The sequence below is a fragment of the Vibrio sp. PSi01 genome (assembly GCF_054960695.1).
In genome coordinates this window covers 1-20688 of the sequence record NZ_JBHNYN010000016.1, presented here as the reverse complement: position 1 = coordinate 20688, position 20688 = coordinate 1, and the positions used below count along the sequence as shown (strand labels likewise).

21 protein-coding genes and 1 tRNA gene are annotated in these 20688 nt (G+C 44.4%); 17 read left to right on the top strand and 5 right to left on the bottom strand.

Annotated elements, in window-relative coordinates; genetic code table 11:
• Positions 1-58: 58 nt before the first annotated feature.
• The 7 genes from ACFI6G_RS17780 (at position 59) to rnd (ending at position 7727) form a co-directional block, all read left to right on the top strand.
• Positions 59-1987: an ATP-dependent DNA helicase gene (locus ACFI6G_RS17780; RefSeq protein WP_016767494.1), complete on the top strand. Its 1929-nt coding sequence runs from the start codon at positions 59-61 to the stop codon at positions 1985-1987.
• Positions 1988-2046: 59 nt separating this feature from the next.
• Positions 2047-2748: a tRNA (adenosine(37)-N6)-threonylcarbamoyltransferase complex dimerization subunit type 1 TsaB gene (gene tsaB, locus ACFI6G_RS17775; protein WP_010436833.1), complete on the top strand. Its 702-nt coding sequence runs from the start codon at positions 2047-2049 to the stop codon at positions 2746-2748.
• A gap of 105 nt (positions 2749-2853) precedes the next feature.
• Positions 2854-3159, top strand: a complete 306-nt coding sequence (locus ACFI6G_RS17770; RefSeq protein WP_010436836.1) for a hypothetical protein — start codon at positions 2854-2856, stop codon at positions 3157-3159.
• Positions 3160-3198: 39 nt separating this feature from the next.
• Positions 3199-3759: a Slp family lipoprotein gene (locus ACFI6G_RS17765; protein ID WP_010436838.1), complete on the top strand. Its 561-nt coding sequence runs from the start codon at positions 3199-3201 to the stop codon at positions 3757-3759.
• Positions 3760-3812: 53 nt separating this feature from the next.
• Entirely contained in the window at positions 3813-4664 is an 852-nt protein-coding gene (locus ACFI6G_RS17760) for an alpha/beta fold hydrolase (protein ID WP_010436841.1), read from the top strand.
• A 105-nt stretch (positions 4665-4769) separates the two neighbouring features.
• Positions 4770-6464 carry a long-chain-fatty-acid--CoA ligase FadD gene (fadD, locus tag ACFI6G_RS17755; RefSeq protein WP_010436843.1) on the top strand — a complete coding sequence of 565 codons (1695 nt, stop codon included), beginning with the start codon at positions 4770-4772 and terminating at the stop codon, positions 6462-6464.
• Between the two features lie 144 nt (positions 6465-6608).
• Positions 6609-7727 carry a ribonuclease D gene (rnd, locus tag ACFI6G_RS17750; RefSeq protein ID WP_010436844.1) on the top strand — a complete coding sequence of 373 codons (1119 nt, stop codon included), beginning with the start codon at positions 6609-6611 and terminating at the stop codon, positions 7725-7727.
• Between the two features lie 111 nt (positions 7728-7838).
• Here rnd and minE read toward each other — a convergent pair whose 3' ends face one another.
• From minE to minC, 3 genes are read right to left on the bottom strand one after another with little or no spacing between them, the layout of a single operon-like run.
• Positions 7839-8102 carry a cell division topological specificity factor MinE gene (minE, locus tag ACFI6G_RS17745; protein WP_010436847.1) on the bottom strand — a complete coding sequence of 88 codons (264 nt, stop codon included), beginning with the start codon at positions 8100-8102 and terminating at the stop codon, positions 7839-7841.
• Positions 8103-8108: 6 nt separating this feature from the next.
• On the bottom strand, positions 8109-8921 hold the full coding sequence (gene minD, locus ACFI6G_RS17740) for a septum site-determining protein MinD (protein ID WP_010436849.1): 813 nt from the start codon (positions 8919-8921) through the stop codon (positions 8109-8111).
• 21 nt (positions 8922-8942) lie between these two features.
• The gene (minC, locus tag ACFI6G_RS17735) at positions 8943-9605 is read right to left on the bottom strand and encodes a septum site-determining protein MinC (protein ID WP_010436851.1); all 663 of its coding nucleotides are present in this window, start codon (positions 9603-9605) and stop codon (positions 8943-8945) included.
• Positions 9606-9826: 221 nt separating this feature from the next.
• On the opposite strand from minC, the gene ACFI6G_RS17730 reads away from it, so the two are divergent.
• The 5 genes from ACFI6G_RS17730 to ACFI6G_RS17710 all read left to right on the top strand — a co-directional run bounded on the left by ACFI6G_RS17730 (position 9827) and on the right by ACFI6G_RS17710 (position 15616).
• A complete protein-coding gene (locus ACFI6G_RS17730) occupies positions 9827-10117 on the top strand; it encodes a YcgL domain-containing protein (RefSeq protein ID WP_010436854.1) in 291 nt (96 codons plus the stop codon).
• 30 nt (positions 10118-10147) lie between these two features.
• Entirely contained in the window at positions 10148-11146 is a 999-nt protein-coding gene (locus tag ACFI6G_RS17725; protein WP_016767501.1) for a lytic murein transglycosylase, read from the top strand.
• 145 nt (positions 11147-11291) lie between these two features.
• A complete protein-coding gene (locus tag ACFI6G_RS17720) occupies positions 11292-12212 on the top strand; it encodes a LysR family transcriptional regulator (RefSeq protein ID WP_016789605.1) in 921 nt (306 codons plus the stop codon).
• A gap of 205 nt (positions 12213-12417) precedes the next feature.
• Positions 12418-13617, top strand: coding sequence for a NupC/NupG family nucleoside CNT transporter (locus tag ACFI6G_RS17715; protein WP_016783791.1), 1200 nt, complete (start codon positions 12418-12420; stop codon positions 13615-13617).
• 184 nt (positions 13618-13801) lie between these two features.
• Positions 13802-15616, top strand: a complete 1815-nt coding sequence (locus ACFI6G_RS17710; RefSeq protein WP_016783792.1) for a cation:proton antiporter — start codon at positions 13802-13804, stop codon at positions 15614-15616.
• Positions 15617-15731: 115 nt separating this feature from the next.
• On the opposite strand, the gene folD is transcribed toward ACFI6G_RS17710, so the two are convergent.
• Positions 15732-16589, bottom strand: a complete 858-nt coding sequence (gene folD / locus ACFI6G_RS17705; protein WP_462710384.1) for a bifunctional methylenetetrahydrofolate dehydrogenase/methenyltetrahydrofolate cyclohydrolase FolD — start codon at positions 16587-16589, stop codon at positions 15732-15734.
• Positions 16590-16800: 211 nt separating this feature from the next.
• Here folD and ACFI6G_RS17700 point away from each other — a divergent pair.
• Both ACFI6G_RS17700 and aroC read left to right on the top strand, forming a co-directional pair.
• A tRNA-Arg gene (locus ACFI6G_RS17700) sits at positions 16801-16877 on the top strand.
• Positions 16878-17144: 267 nt separating this feature from the next.
• A complete protein-coding gene (gene aroC, locus ACFI6G_RS17695) occupies positions 17145-18230 on the top strand; it encodes a chorismate synthase (RefSeq protein WP_010436870.1) in 1086 nt (361 codons plus the stop codon).
• 127 nt (positions 18231-18357) lie between these two features.
• Here the strand turns inward: aroC and ACFI6G_RS17690 are convergent, their stop codons facing one another.
• Positions 18358-18981, bottom strand: coding sequence for a trimeric intracellular cation channel family protein (locus ACFI6G_RS17690; protein ID WP_004734183.1), 624 nt, complete (start codon positions 18979-18981; stop codon positions 18358-18360).
• 300 nt (positions 18982-19281) lie between these two features.
• Here ACFI6G_RS17690 and ACFI6G_RS17685 point away from each other — a divergent pair, with 300 nt between their 5' ends.
• From ACFI6G_RS17685 to ACFI6G_RS17675, 3 genes are all read left to right on the top strand, one after another.
• Positions 19282-19812 carry an elongation factor P hydroxylase gene (locus ACFI6G_RS17685; protein ID WP_010436873.1) on the top strand — a complete coding sequence of 177 codons (531 nt, stop codon included), beginning with the start codon at positions 19282-19284 and terminating at the stop codon, positions 19810-19812.
• Between the two features lie 9 nt (positions 19813-19821).
• The gene (locus tag ACFI6G_RS17680) at positions 19822-20085 is read left to right on the top strand and encodes a YfcL family protein (RefSeq protein WP_010436875.1); all 264 of its coding nucleotides are present in this window, start codon (positions 19822-19824) and stop codon (positions 20083-20085) included.
• Positions 20086-20259: 174 nt separating this feature from the next.
• On the top strand, positions 20260-20688 hold a 429-nt coding region (locus tag ACFI6G_RS17675; protein WP_462710383.1), incomplete at its 3' end, for an NADPH-dependent FMN reductase.

The window sequence follows — 20688 nt, the reverse complement described above, 5'->3', positions numbered from 1 at the left end:
GCACCGGCTCACTAAACCTGACATAATTCGCCTTCTATTTTTCCAAGCCTCGTACTCTATGATATCTAAAACGTTTTCTGCTGATGGTGCTCTGGGTAAAGCGATTCCAGGGTTTCAACCACGACAAGCTCAGTTAGACATGGCTGAAGCGGTCTCACAAGCAATTCAACAACAAAGCCAATTAGTTGTTGAGGCAGGGACGGGTACCGGTAAGACGTTTGCTTATCTAGTACCGGCACTGCTTAGTGGTAAGAAAACCATTATTAGTACGGGGTCAAAAAACCTTCAAGAACAGCTATTTCATCGTGACTTACCATTGATGGTCGATGCGCTTGGTTTTTATGGTCAGGTTGCTTTGCTGAAAGGTCGTTCAAACTATTTATGTTTGGATAGGTTGAGCCGCCAAATGATAGAGAGTCATGGCACTCATACTGATCCAACACTACTAGCGCAATTGGTAAAAGTTCGTAGTTGGTCGTCATCCACTCAGACGGGTGATTTGGGTGATTGTGATGATATCGCTGAAGACAGCCCTGTTATCCCGACTATTACCTCAACTAATGATAACTGCTTAGGTAAAGAGTGCCCAAGCTACACTGATTGCTTCGTGCTTAAGGCGCGTAAAAAAGCGATGGACTCTGATGTTGTTGTAGTGAACCACCACTTGTTCTTAGCGGATTTAGCGATTAAAGAAACCGGATTTGGTGAACTGATACCTGAAGCCGATGTGTTTATTTTCGATGAAGCGCACCAACTTCCTGATATCGCCAGTCAGTATTTCGGGCAATCGGTTTCTAGTCGACAGATCCAGGAGCTAGCCAAAGACATTGAAATCGCTTACCGAACTGAAGCCAAAGACATGCGTCAGCTGCAGAAAGTAGGGGATAGACTCGTTCAATCGTCAGCTGATCTGCGTATCGTACTCGGTGATACCGGCTTTCGTGGTAACTGGCGTGAAGCATTGAAGTCAGAGTCGATTGCAAGAGAGCTAGTACGTTTACAAGATGCGTTGCAGCTTGCGGTCGATGTATTGAAATTGGCACTGGGGCGAAGTCAGTTATTAGATACGGCTTTTGAGCGTGCAACGATGATTAAGTCGCGTATCGAACGTGTATGTGATGTGTCGATTACCGGTTATTCCTATTGGTATGACACCACGCCACGCCACTTTGCTTTACACATCACACCATTGTCGGTCGCGGATAAATTCCACGAACAAATCGAGCTTAAACCGGGAGCATGGGTGTTTACCTCAGCAACTTTGGCTGTGTCGGACGATTTCGACCATTTCACCTCTCGACTCGGGTTAAAACCGTCAGCACAGTTTTCACTGCCAAGCCCGTTTGACTATCCAAATCAGGCGCGTTTGTGTGTGCCTCGCTATCTTCCCGAACCAAATAGTCCCGGCTTAGCGGATAAGTTAGTAAGAATGTTGACCCCTGTGATTGAGCAAAACCAAGGTCGCTGTTTCTTCTTGTGTACCTCTCACAGCATGATGAAAGAGCTAGGCGAAAGATTCCGTGAAACGCTCTCGGTTCCAGTCCTGCTACAAGGTGAGACAAGTAAACAAAAAACCTTAGCCGAATTCATGGAATTAGGTAACGCATTGCTGGTAGCCACTGGCGCTTTCTGGGAAGGGATAGATGTTAGGGGCGACGCATTAAGCTGTGTTATCATCGATAAATTGCCCTTTACAGCCCCTGATGATCCTTTATTAAAGGCTCGAATCGAAGACTGTAAGTTAAAAGGGGGTGATCCTTTTGCACAGGTGCAGTTGCCAGACGCTGTAATTACCTTGAAACAAGGTGTTGGCCGTTTGATACGTGATAAACGCGACAATGGCGCTTTGATTATTTGCGATAACCGCTTGGTGACTCGCGATTACGGTGGCATATTTTTGGCGAGTTTACCGCCTATCCCACGTACCCGTGACTTAGGGATTATTAAAGAATTCTTAGCTAAAGACCATTCAACCGCTGCTGAGTAATTAGCATTGTTGAGCTTAGCCATTATTTTTAGATTAGATAACGAATATTTGAGACACGAATGAGCGCGAAAATTCTTGCAGTAGATACCGCAACTGAAAACTGTTCAGTTGCACTAGTAATGGGTGACCAGGTGTTCGTACGTAGCGAAGAGGCTCCTCGAGATCATACGAAAAAAATTCTACCTATGGTTGATGAAGTACTGAAAGAAGCGAATGTCGCTTTAACCGATATCGACGCAATCGCGTTTGGCCAAGGCCCAGGCAGTTTCACGGGTGTGCGTATTGGTATCGGTATTGCTCAAGGCTTGGCTTTTGGTGCTGATTTACCGATGATCGGTGTGTCTACATTGGCAGCGATGGCGCAGGGCAGCTACCGTAAATTTGGTGAAACGCACGTAGCAACAGCGATTGATGCTCGCATGAGTGAAGTGTACTGGGCTCGTTACAGCCGTGAACAAGATGGTCGTTGGACTGCAGTTGATGCTGAGTGTGTTACACCACCAAGCGAATTAGCTGCGCAGCTTGAAGCGGATTCTGAGACATGGGCAAAAGTCGGCACAGGGTGGGAAGCGTATGCAGAGCATATGGACACACTAGCGATCAACACCAAAGCGTGTGAAGTGCTGTTCCCAGAAGCTCAAGATATGGCGTTCCTTGCTCAGTTTGCTTACGCAGACGGTAAAGCGGTTGCAGCAGAAGAGTCTGAGCCTGTTTATCTTCGTGATAAAGTGACGTGGAAAAAGCTGCCAGGTCGTGAGTAAATAGGTACTGTTTGGCTCTGCAACATATCTTGTAGAGCCATGATAAACTCATAATTCAGATCACTAAAGTCAGATCACTAAAGTCAGGTATAAAACTCTTCAAGCATGGTTTCAATAAACGGCTTACCTCCTTCTTCGATAGGCAATACATCCAAAACCAATCGAACCAATAAAAAGAATGAGGTAAAAAAAGGCGATGCAAAAACCTCAGTTGGTCAGCCAACTAGGGTCGCGAATGCTGTCTCGCATTCGATTCGCCAAGTTAAAGAATCTGAGATTCACAAAGCTCAGGTTCAATATGATCTTCCTGAAGGACGTGGACGACGTGCGATGGAAGAGTATATGGATGTGATGAATCAAGCTAAAAAAGAGGAACTTGCGAAGCTTATTGGGGTCGATATTTATATCTAGCTTTGCGCTCTTATTTCTCCTGTTCCAAGGACCAGCATTATGTTTTCTCTCATTTCTAAATCTCGCTTATTTTTCCTTGTTGCTTTCTCTTCGATGGTGATGGGGTGCTCATCGCTTCCAAAAGAACTTAATGCAAACTCAGAACAAGTGGTTACCAATTATCAGGAATGGGTAAACACCCTACCGGATGCGGGCGATGTTCGCTTAGGTGGTGTGATTGCCAAAGTAACTAACTTGAAAGATAAGACGCGTGTTGAAGTGGTTAATATGGCGATCTCAAGTAACGGGAAACCTGATCTAGATGCCGAGCCAAAAGGGCGTTTTGTTGCGTACATTGATGGTTATGTTGAACCATTGAGCTTTGCTGAAGGCCGATTGGTTACTTTAGTTGGCACATCAAATGGCTCAGAAGATAGCACCATTGGTGATTATCCTTATACCTTCCCAGTCATGAATGTATATAACCAACGCTTGTGGCAAATTACAGAGAGAGTGGTTGTGAACGACTTTGCTCCTACCTATTATTCATGTCGCAGCTTACATTGTCGTAGTTTCCAAACGATGCCAAGACAAGGCCGCGTAATTAAAGACGTCGAATAGGCAGAGTTGGTTAAGATTTATGGATACATCAAAACAGGGAAAACAAACCGTATATGATTGAAAAGTCATACTCCCTTGCAAGTGGAACACTTGCAACACAGCAGATTGGTAACCCAAAAACGACCGCAACGACGGTCGTTTTTATTCATGGGTGGCTTGATAACTCAGCGAGCTTTTCTTCTGTTATATCGAATCTACAAGTACTTTCACCAAATTCTCATCTGGTTGCGATTGACCTCTTTGGTCATGGCTTTTCATCTCATAAGTCAGGCAGTTACTACCCATTTCACGACTATATCGATGATTTGCATCAGTTGGTGACTAAATTATCGCCAAACAGACTGGTACTAGTAGGACATTCACTTGGTGCATTGATCGCAAGTTGCTATAGTGCCGCCTTTCCTGAAAAGGTGTCAGGATTAATTCAAATTGAAGGTCACGGACCTCTTTCAGAAGCTCCCCACGAAACAGTCTCTCGCTTGAGGGAAGGGGTACTCAGTCGTCTTCGACAGCGAAGAAAGCCTTCACGTCCTCTAGCAAGCCTTGAGGATGCTATTAAGCTGAGAGTTCACGCCAATCAAATTAAAGCAGAACTTATTGCTCCTATTGTTGAGCGAGGTATTGCCGAGTTCGAGAACTCTTGGCAATGGCGATGCGACCCTAACCTAAAATGTGACTCGTTGTATCGTATGTCACAGACGCATGCTGAAGTGATCATGGCGGCTATTGAATGCCCTCAATTAATAGTTTTAGGGAATGATGGATTCCGACATTTGCAGCATAATCGCTACAAATCAGCCCATAGTTCTCTGCATATAGAGACTATTCCTGGCGGACATCATTGTCATTTAGAGAGCCCAGAGCTAGTTTCAGAGCTAATTCTTGGTGTAGTTAACAAAATTTAAACAAGTGTTTGAGCCTTTTAGTGCTCATGCACTAAAGCTGTGCTGTAATACCGCAATGATAAATAGCGGCGAGCAGTCGTCAGCTGATAAACGAGGAGTAACATCGTGGATAAACCTTGGCTTTCACGTTATCCAAGTGACGTACCAGAAACGATCAACCCAGATCAGTACCCATCTCTTATTGAAATGTTCGAACAGTCGGTACAGAAGTACGCAGACCAACCGGCATTCGAGAACATGGGGTCTATCATGACATTCCGTAAGCTTGAAGAGCGCAGTCGTGCTTTTGCTGCTTACCTGCAGAATGATCTGAAACTGAAGAAAGGCGATCGTGTCGCACTTATGATGCCAAACCTGCTGCAATACCCAATTGCACTCTTTGGTGTATTGCGTGCAGGTATGATTGCAGTGAACGTCAACCCGCTGTATACGCCTCGTGAACTTGAACATCAACTGAACGATTCTGGTGCAAAGGCGATTGTGATCGTATCTAACTTTGCGAGTACGCTAGAAAAAGTGGTGGACAACACTCCAGTTAAACACGTTGTTCTAACCAGTCTAGGGCAAATGCTGCCGCGTGCTAAAGGAACAATTGTCGACTTCGTTGTGAAATACGTAAAAGGTATGGTACCTAAGTATGATCTGCCGGGTGCTATCTCGTTTCGAAAAGCGCTGCACAAAGGCCGTCGTCTGCAATATGTGAAGCCGTTTATGGCGGGTGATGACATCGCGTTCCTACAGTACACGGGTGGCACAACGGGCGTAGCGAAAGGCGCAATCCTAACGCATCGCAATATGATTGCGAACGTACTTCAAGCGAAAGGGGCATACGGCCCTGTATTGCAAGAAGGCCGAGAACTGGTGGTAACAGCTTTGCCGCTATACCACGTATTCGCGCTGACTGTGAACTGTTTATTGTTTGTTGAGATGGGTGGTCGAAACCTGCTTATTACTAACCCTCGCGATATTCCTGGTTTCATCAAAGAACTACAAAAGGTCCCATTTACTGCGATTACAGGCGTAAACACGCTGTTCAATGCACTAGTAAACAACGAAGATTTCCACGAGCTAGATTTCAGTAACCTACGCTTGTCTGTTGGTGGCGGTATGGCGGTTCAACGTGCTGTTGCTGAACAATGGAAGAAAGTGACAGGTATTCACTTGCTGGAAGGTTATGGTTTAACCGAGTGTGCTCCTTTGGTTACGGGTAATCCTTATGACTTGAAAGACTACACGGGTGCAATCGGCTTGCCTGTACCATCGACGGAAGTTCGTATCATTGATGATGAAGGTAAAGTAATTGCCAATGATCAAGTGGGTGAATTGCAAGTTCGTGGTCCTCAAGTGATGCAAGGTTACTGGCAACGCCCAGAAGCGACCAAAGAGGTGATCGATCAAGACGGTTGGTTATCGACAGGTGACATCGTTAAGTTTGACGAAGAAGGCTTGCTATACATCGTTGACCGTAAGAAAGACATGATTCTTGTGTCTGGATTTAACGTCTACCCGAACGAGATTGAAGACGTAGTGGCTCTGCATGGTAAAGTGTTAGAAGTAGCGGCTATCGGCCAACCTCATGAGGTGTCTGGTGAGCTGGTTAAGATTTACGTGGTAAAACGTGATCCTAGCCTAACCAAAGAAGACATTATCGCGCACTGTCGTGAACACCTAACTGGCTACAAGATCCCTAAATTGATTGAGTTCCGTGAAGAGTTACCGAAAACCAATGTCGGTAAGATTTTGCGCCGTGTATTACGTGAAGAGAATGATGCTGAGCTTGCTAAACGCGCAAGCGAGTAACGAGCTAATTTTCGAGTAACCATCGCACCAGAAACCATCGAAGTGCTTAATCTAAGCGAGCGCCGAAAAATGGTGTTAGAATGCCGACAGTTAATGTCGGCATTTTTGTATCCGGCGATCAAAGTAAAACCAGTGAGAGTTTTTGTGGATTATCAAATCATTACCCAATTGAAAGACCTTGAGCGAGTTTGCCAACAAGCACGTGAAGCCGATGTCGTTATGCTTGATACGGAGTTTGTTCGTACAAGAACCTATTACCCTCAATTAGGCTTGATTCAGTTATTTGATGGTGAAACGCTGTCACTGATTGACCCTATTGCTCTTGGTGAAATGACACCGTTTGTAGGGTTGTTAAAAGATGCTTCTGTCCTAAAAGTGCTGCATGCTTGCGGTGAAGATTTAGAAGTATTCCAGAACGCATTTGGTTGCACGCCAACTCCAATGGTCGATACTCAGATCATGGCGGCTTTTTTAGGTCATGGCTTATCAACTGGCTTTGCTGCCTTGGTTTCAGAGTTTGTCGGTGTTGATTTAGACAAGAGTGAATCTCGCACTGATTGGCTAGCTCGTCCGCTTTCTCAAAAACAGCTCGACTATGCTGCGGCAGACGTTCATTACCTAATGCCTATGTACAACAAGCTTCTAGAAAAAGTGATGGAAGCAGGCTGGTGGGAAGCGGCTCAACAAGAGTCTGATTTACAAGTGGCTAAGCGTATCCGTAAAGCAAACCCTGACAGCGCTTACCTTGATATTAAGGGTGCGTGGCAGTTAAAGCCTAAGCAGCTCGCTATCTTAAGACCCCTTGCAACTTGGCGTTTAAAAGAAGCGATTAAGCGCGATTTAGCGTTGAACTTTGTATTCAAAGAGCAAGACTTGTGGGCCGTGGCGCGTTTTTCGATGAAAGATCCCAAGCAAATGGAGCAAGAAGGTTTTGATTACCGCTCTGTACGCCGCCATGGTGCTAAAATCAGTTCAATCGTTAAGTTAGCTGAGCATACTCCAGAAGAAGAGTACCCAGCACCAGTAGAACGCTTAATGGACTATCCAGGCTACAAGCAAGTATTCAAAGTGTTGAAAGACGAAGTGAAAACGGCATCGCAACACAGTGGTTTAGCAACGGAATTTTTAGCATCCAAGAAGCAACTAAATCAAGTGTTGAGCTGGGTTTGGAAACATGACCGTAACCCTGAGAAATTGCCTGATGTTATGCAAGGCTGGCGTTTAGAAGTGGTTGGCGAGAAGCTTAACAAAGCGATCAAATAACCGTTTATTGCTCCCAAGTTTAAGCGAACTACAACTATAAATGTAGATACAAAAAAGAGAGCCTAGGCTCTCTTTTTTATTGAGTATTGATAAGCACGGCTCTAGCTCTACTTATCGATCTTCTTCTGGAAGTTTAACATTCAGCTCTAATACTGAAATGTCGTCATCTTTGTGTTCGAACGTTAGATCAACCATTGAAGGATCCACCTCAACGTACTTTGCAATACACTTCAAGATGTCTTCTTTTAGTTGTGGTAAGTATGACGGTGCTGGGTCGTCATGGCTACGTCGCTCTGCAACAATGATCTGCAAACGCTCTTTGGCTAGGTTTGCGGTTGTCTTTTTCTGTGGTCTAAAAAACTCTAATAATGACATTGCGTATTAGCCCCCGAACAGTCTTTTGAAGATGCCTTTCTTCTGCTCCGTTAAGAAACGGAAGTCTACTTGGTTACCCAGTAGTCGTTCTACAGTATCATTGTAAGCCATGCCTGCATCGGTTGCTTCGTCAAAGATAACGGGCACACCTTTGTTCGATGCGTTCAATACCGCTTGGCTCTCTGGAATTACACCCAGTAGAGATATGTGCAGAATTTCTTCAACGTCTTCTACACTTAGCATCTCACCTTGAGTCACACGTGCTGGGTTGTAGCGAGTCAGTAGAAGGTGCGTTTTCACTGGCTCTAAGCCGTCTTCTGAACGACGAGATTTAGAGTCAAGAATACCTAGAATACGGTCTGAATCGCGTACAGAAGAAACTTCTGGGTTAGTCGTAACAATCGCTTCGTCAGCGAAGTACAACGCCATCAGAGCACCTTGCTCGATACCTGCCGGAGAATCACAGATGATGAAATCAAAGCCCATTTCATCCAGTTCATCAAATACACGACGAACACCATCTTTCGTCAGTGCGTCTTTATCACGAGTTTGAGACGCAGGAAGAATGAACAGGTTTTCCGTGCGCTTGTCTTTGATCATCGCTTGGTTCAGCGTCGCTTCACCATTGATAACGTTAACGAAGTCGTAAACAACACGACGCTCACAACCCATGATTAAATCTAGGTTACGCAGACCGATATCAAAGTCGATAACTGCGGTTTTCTTTCCTTTTAAAGCCAAACCCGAGGCTATAGCTGCACTGGAGGTTGTTTTGCCTACCCCGCCTTTACCTGACGTTACAACGATAATGCGTGCCATTCTGTTTTCCTTTTATTTCTCTTATATTGCGAGGACATCAACGTTTAATACATCGTTTGCCATACTGAACATGGTTTTCTTCTGCCAGTACTCGCTATCAATTTGATCGCTGAGCCAGTAATTTCCAGCAATGGAAACCAGCTCGGCTTGTAAATCATTACAAATTATTTTTGCTTCAGTTTGACCACTTGCACCTGCAATAGCACGGCCTCGTAAAGTGCCATGAATATGGATGCTGCCATCGGCTATCACTTCTGCTCCGGCGCTTACATGACTTAGGATTAATAGATCGCCATCTTTTGCATACACCTGTTGGCCTGAACGAATCGGTGTTCTCACCACTTTTATCGGAGCCATTTTCGCCGGAGCTTGAGAGGGAGACTTGCTTGCTGTCATAACAGCAAAGCCAGCTTCTTTCGCTAGGTTTTGCATACGCTTATCAGAACAGCCAGCCACGCCAACCGGGATCATGCCCGCTTGAGAGATACCGCTTTTCAGTCGAATAAAGTCGATATCGCCTGCGACTTTACTGATGTTGATAACAACGGGCGCAGCAGCGAAAAACGTAGGTGCTTGGTCTACCTTCTCTTGAAGAAAAGACACTGCATTTTCGACTTGATCATCGGATAAGTGCAATACAGATAGCGTAAAACTGCTACCTTTTAGATCTGGGTTACTAGACATCGAAAAACTACAGGACCTCAATAGCGAATGGGTACAATTTCTTTATCAATAAAATAAAGGGCATTGCCTGAAACTAGGTTTATCATGTTATATTCCCAAACCAAGCACAGCAAGTAATCTTGTTGTCAAATGAACGTTTTGTTCTCAATATTTCCCCAACATAAACTATTGATCTCGCAAGTGAGAGTTTTGTAGTCATAAACAATTAAAAAAGGTTTGTCATGCTGTGTTCTATATATAAAAGTTCAAAGAAAGAAGGAACATACCTTTATATCCCTAAGAAGGATGATTTCTCACAAGTTCCTGACGCATTGATGCAAATGTTTGGTAAACCTAGTTTTGTAATGGTAATTAAAATGGATGGTCGTAAACTGGCTCAAGTGAACATCGATAAAGTGAGAGAGTCACTGAATACCGATGGTTTCTTTTTGCAGGTTCCGCCACCACCGGTTAATGAGCTTGAGCTTCATAAAGAGCGTAAATCGCAACAAAAAGTTCAAGACGAAGAGTGATAGCCACCTCAATTCAGGGAGGAGTGATCGTTGAGTAAATTTTCAAAAACCATATTGGCAGTGTCGGCGTTATTATTGGGTAATAGCTTGGCCATTAGCTCAGTACAAGCTGAAGAGTTGAGCTTTGAGCAATATGTAGAAAAACTAAAGCAACAAGGCCGTGAAGAAGGCATTTCCGAAGCGATCATTGAAGAAGCCTTTGATGGTGTGACGTTTAAGCCAAGAGCCGTGAAAGCCGACAAAAATCAGCCTGAGAAAAAACTGACTCTGGATGAGTACATTCCAAGAGCAGTGCCAGATTGGAAAGTGAAGCAGGCGCGAGCGCTTTATAAAGAGCATTACCAAGCGTTAAAGCGTATTGGCGATGAGTATGGCGTTCAACCAAGGTTCATTGTCGCGTTATGGGGCGTAGAGAGTAATTTTGGTAAGTTCACGGGGAATTACAGCGTTATCGATGCATTGACGACCATGGCTTATGAAGGACGCAGAGAAGCTTTCTTCCGTAAAGAAGCTATGGCCGCACTAACGATTCTCGACCAAGGACATATAGCACCCAAAGACATGAAAGGCTCTTGGGCTGGTGCTATGGGTCAACCTCAGTTTATGCCAAGCTCATTTTTAGCTTACGCCGCTGATGGCAGTGGTGATGGCAAGAAAGATATTTGGGGTACTGAAGAAGATGTGTTTGCTTCGGCGGCTAATTATCTCAGCCAATCGGGTTGGGATGACAAATATACTTGGGGGCGTCAGGTTCACGTTCCATCAACCGTGTCTATTGAGATGCAAGGTCGAGACGAAGACAAAGCGAAGTACTTAAAAGAGTGGTCTGAACTCGGTATTACGCGTTTCGATGGTCGCGCGCTACCTAAGCTAGACGAAGACATCAAAGCTTGGCTGATTATGCCTGATGATGAAACTGGTCGTTCGTACCTCATTTACAACAACTACAATGTGTTAATGAAGTGGAATCGTTCTTACTACTTTGCGTTAGCAGTTAGCCACCTAGCAGACAGAATTAAGTTTGATTAATCGACCTAAGGTCGCCTTGAATAGCATTTAGCCTAGTATAGGCCGAACGAACTAAAGGACTCTTCGGAGTCCTTTTTGTTTTATCCGATTTTATATTTCAGAGATTTAAGAAGGTGGCCTTGTGCTAACAGATAGAGCCGCACAGATGGTGATATTCCATGCGTTAATCAAGCATGAAGGCTTTACCAGTGCTGCAAAAAGTTTGAATGTGTCGGTGTCTCACATCAGTAAGCAAGTTGCTTTGCTCGAAGATTCGATAGGTATCAAGCTGGTACAAAGAACCACACGTAGCCTAACGCTGACCGAAGCTGGGGAAGTGTTCTATCAGCACTGTGAGCAGCTGTTCAATACTGTCAAAGCGGCTCAAATGGATATGGACAGCCAACGAGATGATATTTCTGGAATATTGAGAGTCGGCTTGTCACAGTCATTTGGCACACTGCATATCATTCCTGCGATTGATCAGCTCAGACAACTTTATCCTCAGCTGAGAATCGAGGTCCACTTGTTTGACTACAAGGTAGATATGATTGAAGAGCGATTGGATCTCTGGATCACCAATAACGAAGATTTGCCCGAAGGTTATATTGCGCAGCGATTGGCAGACAGTCAGTTTGTGGTGGCTGCATCTCCTGACTATCTAATTAAAGCAGGGACTCCACATGTGCCTTCTGACCTGATTGACCATAACTGCCTTATCTATCGTAGCCGAGAGCGAGATTACACATCTTGGGCGTTTGATAACGGGCAAGAGAACCTTAGCGTTAAAGTAGCGGGTGATTATTCTGTGGATTTGGCTGAAGCAGTACGGGATGCGGCAGTTTCAGGGTGGGGCGTAGCTTATCTAGCCACATATTTAGTGAAGGAAGAGTTTAGAACGGGCAAGCTCATCCAAGTTTTACCGGAATGGCGAGCGAGCCAGTTGATGCCTTTCTATGCCGTATACCCTAGCCGCAAGAATATGCCGAAGAAGCTTTCCGCGGTGATTGAATTTATTAAAGACCATATCGGATCACCGACCTATTGGGATGAAAACCTTAAAACCTGCGTTGAATTACATCGCTAACTTTTTCTAAATCTATAAATATAATTTCCATATGGAAAAAGTATGCTTTTTAATCAAAGTTATTTATTAAAATTCAATGATTTAATTAATTACATTGTTCCGAATTGATTACCCCAACATCACGTTAACAATCGCACCTTGCCGCAAACGATTTCCTCTATACAATGCGTCGCCTTTCCTACCTACAACTTTTAGGTTGACGCACATGGCTTCCCTACTTGGAATTATCACTATTTTAGTTGCCGCTTGGTTACTATCTACGGACAGAAAAAATATCCCGCTGAGAACGGTTTCTCTAGCTTTCTTACTGCAAGTTACATTCGCGCTATTGGTACTGTATGTTCCAATGGGCAAAGAAGTATTGAATGCAGCCACAGGCGCGGTGTCTAGCTTAATCAATTACGGTCAAGAAGGGATAAACTTCCTTTTTGGTGGCCTTACCAATAATGGATTCGTTTTTGCGATTAATGTTTTGGGCATCATTATCTTTTTCTCTGCATTGATTTCAGGTTTGTACCACATCGGCTTTATGCCAAAGGTGATCAACCTCATCGGCGGCGCTTTGCAAAAGTTCCTAGGTACAGGCCGCGCGGAGTCACTGTCTGCGACGGCAAACATCTTTGTTGGCATGATCGAAGCGCCATTGGTGGTTAAACCTTATCTAAAACACATGACAGACTCACAGCTGTTTGCGGTGATGGTATGTGGTTTGGCTTCAGTGGCTGGTGGCACGTTAGTTGGCTATGCATCGCTTGGTGTTGATTTGAACTACCTGATCGCTGCGGCATTTATGTCAGCGCCTGCTGGTCTATTGATGGCCAAGATTTTGGTACCAGGTAACGCAGATGAGGCTCAAGAAAATATTGAGTCTGACGTTGAAATTCCACGAGCAACAAACGTCGTTGAGGCAATGGCAGATGGGGCTATGTCTGGACTTCGCATTGCTGTTGCAGTGGGCGCAACACTACTTGCCTTTATCAGTGTGATAGCAATGCTAAATGGCTTACTGGGCATAGCTGGTGACTGGTTTGGCGTAAATCTAAGCTTCGAACTTATCCTAGGTTATGTGTTCGCTCCTGTTGCATGGCTGATTGGTGTGCCATGGTCAGAGGCTGTGGTTGCAGGTTCACTGATCGGTAACAAGATTGTCGTGAACGAGTTCGTGGCTTTCATTCAGCTAATGGACGTAAAAGATGCATTGAGCGAACACTCACAAGCGATCGTGACTTTTGCTTTATGTGGTTTTGCTAACATTTCTACCATGGCGATTCTGATCGGTGGTTTGGGCAGTTTAGTTCCAGAGCGTCGTTCTTTCATCTCACAATACGGTTTTAAAGCGATTTGTGCGGGTGTGCTTGCTAACTTAATGAGTGCAGCGATTGCTGGTGTGGTACTTTCTCTGTAGCTAGATGATAAGTACCGAATGGATGAGTCAGTCACTTTATTTCCCCTATAGTAAAGTGACTGATTAATCGCAATAATATTCGGTTAGCACGAAAAAGAGAGCCTATAGTTTAATCACGTAGGCTTTCTTGTTTCAGCAAATAGGTTTGTATCACAGGGTGTGGTACAAATTTTTAGGGGCACAAATGGATTTGTCGATTACTTCTTCTTTGGCGTTAATTGGACTTTTGTCTTTAGCTTGTCAGCTACTTGGCTGGCGTTTGCGTCTTCCCGCGATTCTCCCTCTTCTTATCGTTGGCCTGTTGCTAGGTCCCGGTTTAACTATCCTTAATCCCGATGTTATTTTCGGTGATGTTCTATTTCCGCTGATTTCGTTAGGTGTTGCTATCATTCTGTTTGAAGGTGCATTAACTCTGAATTTCAAAGAAATCAGAGGTCATGGCCGGATGGTGACTCACTTAGTGAGTTTCGGCATGTTGATTACATGGGCGTGCATCGTGATGGGGGCTTATTATTTTGTCGATTTCAGTTGGCCGTTAGCGGCACTGTTTGGGGCATTGGTGGTTGTCACTGGCCCGACGGTAATTGTACCTATGCTACGTAGTATTCAGCCCAAATCCTCTTTAGGCAATATATTGCGATGGGAGGGGATTATTATTGATCCTATCGGCGCTCTATTTGCTGTTCTTGTTTATGAATACATTGTCTCTTCTGCCGATCCTACTGGGCATGTACTTTCAGCTTTGGGGCTGACTCTAGCGATTGGTTTGGGGTTAGGCAGTATTGGCGGTCACCTGATTGCTAAGATGTTACAAGGGCACTGGTTTCCGCATTATCTACGTAACGTGGCTGTCCTGACGTTGATGTTGGCGGCGTTCTCTTTTTCTAATGACCTGAGTGAAGAGTCTGGTCTATTAACCGTGACCATCATGGGTATCTGGCTTGCTAACGTGAAAGGGTTGGATCTTGAAGATATTATTGAGTTCAAAGAAACCTTAACTGTGTTACTTATCTCAGCACTGTTTATCTTACTGGCGAGTCGACTTGATTCAGGGACTTTCCTCTCGATAGGTTGGGGGGGTATTGGCTTATTAGCGGTCGTTATGCTGGTGGCTCGTCCTCTGAGTGTGTGGATCAGCGGGATCGGCACGGATCTCAGCTCGGCAGATAAATGGTTTTTGAGTTGGATAGCGCCTCGCGGGATCGTCGCTGCCGCAGTTTCTTCTCTGTTTGCAATCAAGCTTCAAGAAAAGCAATTAATCGAAGGCGCAGACCTGTTGGTGCCAATGGTGTTTTTGGTCATCATCGGTACGGTTGTGATTCAGAGTCTCACTGCCAGTTGGTGGGCAAGGAAGTTAGGTGTGACCCAGGAGAAGGCACAAGGGGTTGTATTCTTTGGTGCGACTCACTTTGCACGGCAGTTTGCCAAAGTACTGGCGACACATAACATTAACAGTGTGCTTGCCGATACCAACTGGGAAAGCATTCGCTTGGCGCGCATGGATAACTTGAATGTCTATTTTGGTAATCCAGCTTCGAGCCACGCTGAAAATAATCTTGATTTGGATGGAATAGGGCGTGCGATGATTGTATCGCCGTATCGTCAAACCAACCCGTTAGTTAGCATGCACTATCAAGACGAGTTTGGAGAGAATAAAGTGTTTGAGCTTGAATCCTCAGAGAATAAACATGAAAGGCATCAAGTGAACCGCGATGGAAATAGAAGTCTGTTTTCTGAAGGCGTGACGTATTCCAAATTGAATTCACTAATGGCTCAAGGCAGCCAAATTAAGAGCACAGGCTTAACAGAAGCATTTGATCTCAACGAGTTTAAGGCTCTGTACCCTAAAGCGATTCCTCTTGGGGTGATTACCGACGGTGATTTCCGCTTAGTGACACAAGGTTCTGACTTGGAAAAACTAGCATCCACCGATTGTGAGATCGTTAGCTTACTACCACCTTCTGAACAGACAGAAAAAACCGATATTCCAGATAAGTAGCGAGTCGCTCTATATTAAAAGTGAGTAGCTTAGTATCAAAAGTGAAAAGCATAGAAAAAGCCGCAACGTTCTTCACGTTGCGGCTTTTTCATTTTATTCATACTGTCGCTGCGAGTTACTTTGAGTGAAATTGTTCACAAGCGATCATTGTATTCTCGATTAGGCTCGCTACTGTCATTGGACCTACACCACCCGGTACTGGTGTGATGAAGCTTGCACTCTCTTTAGCCACATCGTATTCAACGTCGCCAACGAGCTTGCCAGATTCCAAACGGTTGATACCAACATCGACCACAACAGCACCTTTCTTAATCCAAGCACCAGGAATGAAGTTAGGCTTACCAACGGCAACCACCACAACATCGGCTTGACGTACATGACCTTCAAGGTCTTTGGTGAAGCGGTGACATGTTGTTGTCGTGCAACCTGCTAGAAGAAGCTCTAGAGTCATTGGGCGACCTACGATGTTTGATGCGCCAACCACAACCGCGTGTTTTCCACGTAAGTCGATGTTGTAACGGTCAAGCAGCGTTATGATGCCTTTAGGCGTACAAGAGCGTAACTTAGGCATACGTTGAGCCAAACGACCTACGTTGTATGGGTGGAAGCCATCAACGTCTTTTTCTGGTGTGATGCGCTCAAGAACGTGAGTAGTATCAATACCAGCAGGCAAAGGTAGTTGAACTAGAATACCGTCAATTTCCGGATCTTCGTTCAGTTGGTCTACCAATGTTAGTAGTTCATTTTCTGTCGTTGTGGCTGGCAAATCGTAAGATTTAGAAACGAAGCCAACTTCTTCACACGCTTTACGCTTACTTCCTACGTAAACCTGAGAAGCTGGGTCTTCACCCACTAAAACAACCGCTAGGCCCGGAGCGCGTAGTCCAGCTTCTGTACGAGCCTTTACACGTGCCGCTACTTCAGAGCGAACCGTTTGAGAAATTAGCTTTCCATCAATATTTTGAGCAGTCATGAATTTCCTTAGTATTGATATTCAAGTTAGTGGCTGATGTTTTTGGCGCATTATTCCAGAAAATCTTTTTGATTACCATCAAGCAAACGATTGCTTTGGTTTAATTTTCAACACTTATATGTTTGTTGCCCTTTTTTTACTCACTTAGATCAGAATGTTACATAAAGCCGTTGCTTTACTGATTCGAATTCGTATAATTCGTTCCTGTAGCGCGCCCTTAGCTCAGCTGGATAGAGCACCTCCCTTCTAAGGAGGTGGTCGAAGGTTCGAATCCTTCAGGGCGTGCCATTATTTAAAGAAACCCGATAACTCTCCGAGTTGTCGGGTTTTTTGCATTTTACACATCATAAAACACTTCTTTTCAAGCGCTACTCATTTTCTTCTGTTATTCGTTTCATTCGGCTTATGTAAGATAAAGTTAAAATTGTTCGTTTTTTGGGTTTACATCATTTGGTAATAAAGCCACTATGAATTCACGAAGAATAGACAAGTAAAGCTATTAGCCAGTCGGTTTAAGAATCAAACCTTCTGCCAATAGCTGATTTAGAGGAAGTAATGGCAGGAAACAGTATCGGACAACATTTCCGCGTGACTACGTTCGGAGAAAGTCACGGTATCGCACTAGGATGTATCGTAGATGGGTGCCCACCAGGATTAGAAATTACCGAAGCAGACCTTCAAAGAGATTTGGACCGTCGTCGCCCTGGTACTTCTCGTTATACAACGGCTCGCCGTGAAGCGGATGAAGTGAAAATCTTATCAGGTGTATTTGAAGGCCAAACTACGGGCACTTCTATTGGTCTATTGATTGAAAATACAGACCAACGCTCTAAAGACTATTCCGAAATTAAAGACAAATTCCGTCCTGGTCATGCTGACTATACCTACCATCAAAAGTACGGTGTGCGTGATTACCGTGGCGGCGGTCGCTCTTCTGCTCGTGAAACTGCAATGCGTGTTGCGGCAGGTGCAATTGCGAAGAAATACCTGAAACAAGAATTTGGTATTGAAATCCAAGCTTACCTCTCTCAAATGGGTGATATCTCAATTGATAAAGTGGATTGGAATGAGATCGAAAACAACGCGTTTTTCTGCCCAGATGCCGACAAAGTTCCTGAGTTTGACCAACTGATTCGTGACCTGCTAAAAGAAGGCAACTCGATCGGTGCGAAGATTCAAGTGGTTGCGACTAAAGTGCCTGTAGGCCTTGGTGAGCCAATATTTGATCGTTTAGATGCTGACATTGCTCACGCTCTAATGAGCATTAATGCGGTGAAAGGTGTTGAGATTGGTGATGGCTTTGATGTCGTTAATCAACGTGGTAGTGAACACCGTGATCCATTAACTCCAGAAGGCTTCAGCAGCAACCATGCTGGCGGTATCTTAGGCGGCATTTCTACTGGTCAAGATATTGTGGCAAGCATTGCGCTTAAACCAACATCAAGCATTACCGTTCCTGGTGACACGATCACTAAAGACGGTGAAGCAACGCAGTTAATCACTAAAGGTCGCCACGATCCATGTGTGGGTATCCGTGCGGTGCCTATTGCTGAAGCGATGCTGGCTATCGTTCTGCTTGATCACTTGCTACGCCATCGCGGTCAAAACTTTGGTGTGACAACTGAAACGCCAAAAATCTAATTTTGCATCTATTCTTTCAATATTGAAATTATAGATACTAAAAGGGGCTGTCTCATTATGAGGCTGCCCCTTTTTTTATATTTTAGTGCATGACGCGCAGCGTTTCGTATTTTAGTACTAGCAAGCGCTAGTGTACCGAGCTTTCAGGGTCAAGCTGAAACGAAGGTAAGCGCCACTTGAATCGTACGGCCGCCATACGCAGCAAGTAACCAACCACAAGCGTAACAATCGTTGCGGTTACGTCGTTAATGCCAAGCTCAAGCAAACCTAGGTATAAACCTGAAGCGACAAGTGCGACAGATGCATATAGCTCTTCATGCAGAACCAATGGTGTTTGACGGCAGATAAGGTCACGCAACAAACCACCAAACACGCCAGTTACCAAGGCAGACACCATACAGATCATTGGGTGCAGACCCATGGTCATCGCGACCTTCGTGCCAATGATGCTGAACACGATAAGACCTAGAGCATCTAAACGAATGAACAAGCCTTTTAACTTGATTACCCATTTAGCCAGTCCTGTTGTGATAACACCTGCGATACAGGTGATCGCCAGATATTGTGGGTTTTCAACCCAACCTAAAGGGTAATGGCCGAGTAAGATATCTCGTACTGTACCGCCGCCAATTGCCGTTGCACTTGCAACCAACATTACACCAAACCAATCCATTTTTTGTTTGCCAGCACTGAGAGCGCCGGTCATGGCTTCTGCCGTGATGCCAATGATATACAAAACACTTAGTAGCATTGCTGTAGCTCTATAATTTAGGTCTATAAATTGGAGTTTTATAAGGCCTTGAGGATATAAAAATGAAGCGCGAGTGTAGTAGTAAAAACGCTGATTGACGAATGAATATTTGTACCGTGAATAGGCATTTCGGATTAGCTAAACTAATTATTTACCTCAAAGTGGTGTAATCTTGGATCAGCAATCGATTGTCACGATAAAGTCTAATGGTTAGCACAAAATCATTACTCGTTATAGGGCTTTACCGAGTGCTTAAAAAAACGCAAAATGCCCCTGTTCTTTTTACTTAAATATGAATTTATGACGCACCAATACTCAGACATTATCGACATTTTTAATCAGACTTTCTTTGAAAGCTTTAACACCAAATTGGAGCTCGGCGCTGATGAGCCGATCTATTTACCTGCCGACGACGACACTCCACATCATCGAATTGTTTTCGCTCGCGGCTTCTATGCCTCTGCGTTACATGAAATAGCACATTGGTGTGTCGCTGGTCCTGAGCGTCGTTTATTGGAAGACTTTGGCTATTGGTATGAACCTGATGGCCGAACTGAGTCAGTTCAAGCTGAGTTTGAAAAAGTCGAAATACGCCCACAAGCGTATGAATGGATCATTGCGACGAGCGCAGGCTTTCCTTTTAATGTCAGCTGTGACAATCTACACGGCGATTTTGAGCCAGATCGCTTGGCCTTTATGAATAAAGTACACAGTGAAGTCATGGGTATCTTAGAAGTTGGCCTCCCTCCTAGAGTAAAAATGCTTTCTGAAGCATTACGCAGCTTCTACGATGTTGAACCGTTATGTGCTAGTCAATTTATTGTGAAATAAGAGAATATTATGATTATCGAATTTGAAGAAAAACTACTTGAAGTAATTGATGCTCGCATTGAAAACGCATCAGACGATGAATTGTTTGCTGGTGGTTACTTACGTGGTCATATTTCTCTTTCAGTGGCTTCATGTGAAGAAGAAGGTATTGAAGACGTGGCTGAAGTAAAAGTACGCATTGAAAAGAGTTTAGAAGATGCACGCTCTGAACTAACACCAGCAGACCGCACTATCGTCAATGACCTTTGGGTTGAGCTACAGAATCAAGCTTGATCGCTAGCTATTTATCATTATCCGCTCAGTCCCTCCCTTTTCATTTTGCTGAGTCGTGAATAGTTTGAGACTCATTCGAAATTTTTGAATGAGTCCGTTCATTTCTTGTGATGGTTCCATTTCCTGGCTACGTTATTCTAATCCCACTTAACGGAATTACAGAAAGGTCACATCATGAAAGTTATCGCATTTGGTGCAAGCACAAGCTCTACCTCCATCAACAAAGCATTAGCAACTTACGCAGCTAACTTGATTGAAGGTGCTGAAGTAAAAGTTCTAAACATCAACGATTACAACGTTCCTATGTTCAGTGAAGATACTGAGAAAGAAATTGGCCAAGCTGAAGGTGCGCAGGCATTCTTGCGTGATTTAGCAGAAGCTGACGTATTTGTTATCTCGTTTGCAGAACACAATGGTCACTATCCTGCAGCGTACAAAAATCTCTTTGATTGGGCGACACGCATTGAACGTTCAGTATTTGGTGACAAGCCAGCGGTTTACTTAGCGACTTCTCCTGGTCCTGGTGGTGCGCAAACTGTGCTTGGTGCGGCAACAGGTTCAGCACCATTTTTTGGCGGTAACGTTAAAGCGTCGCTTTCAGTA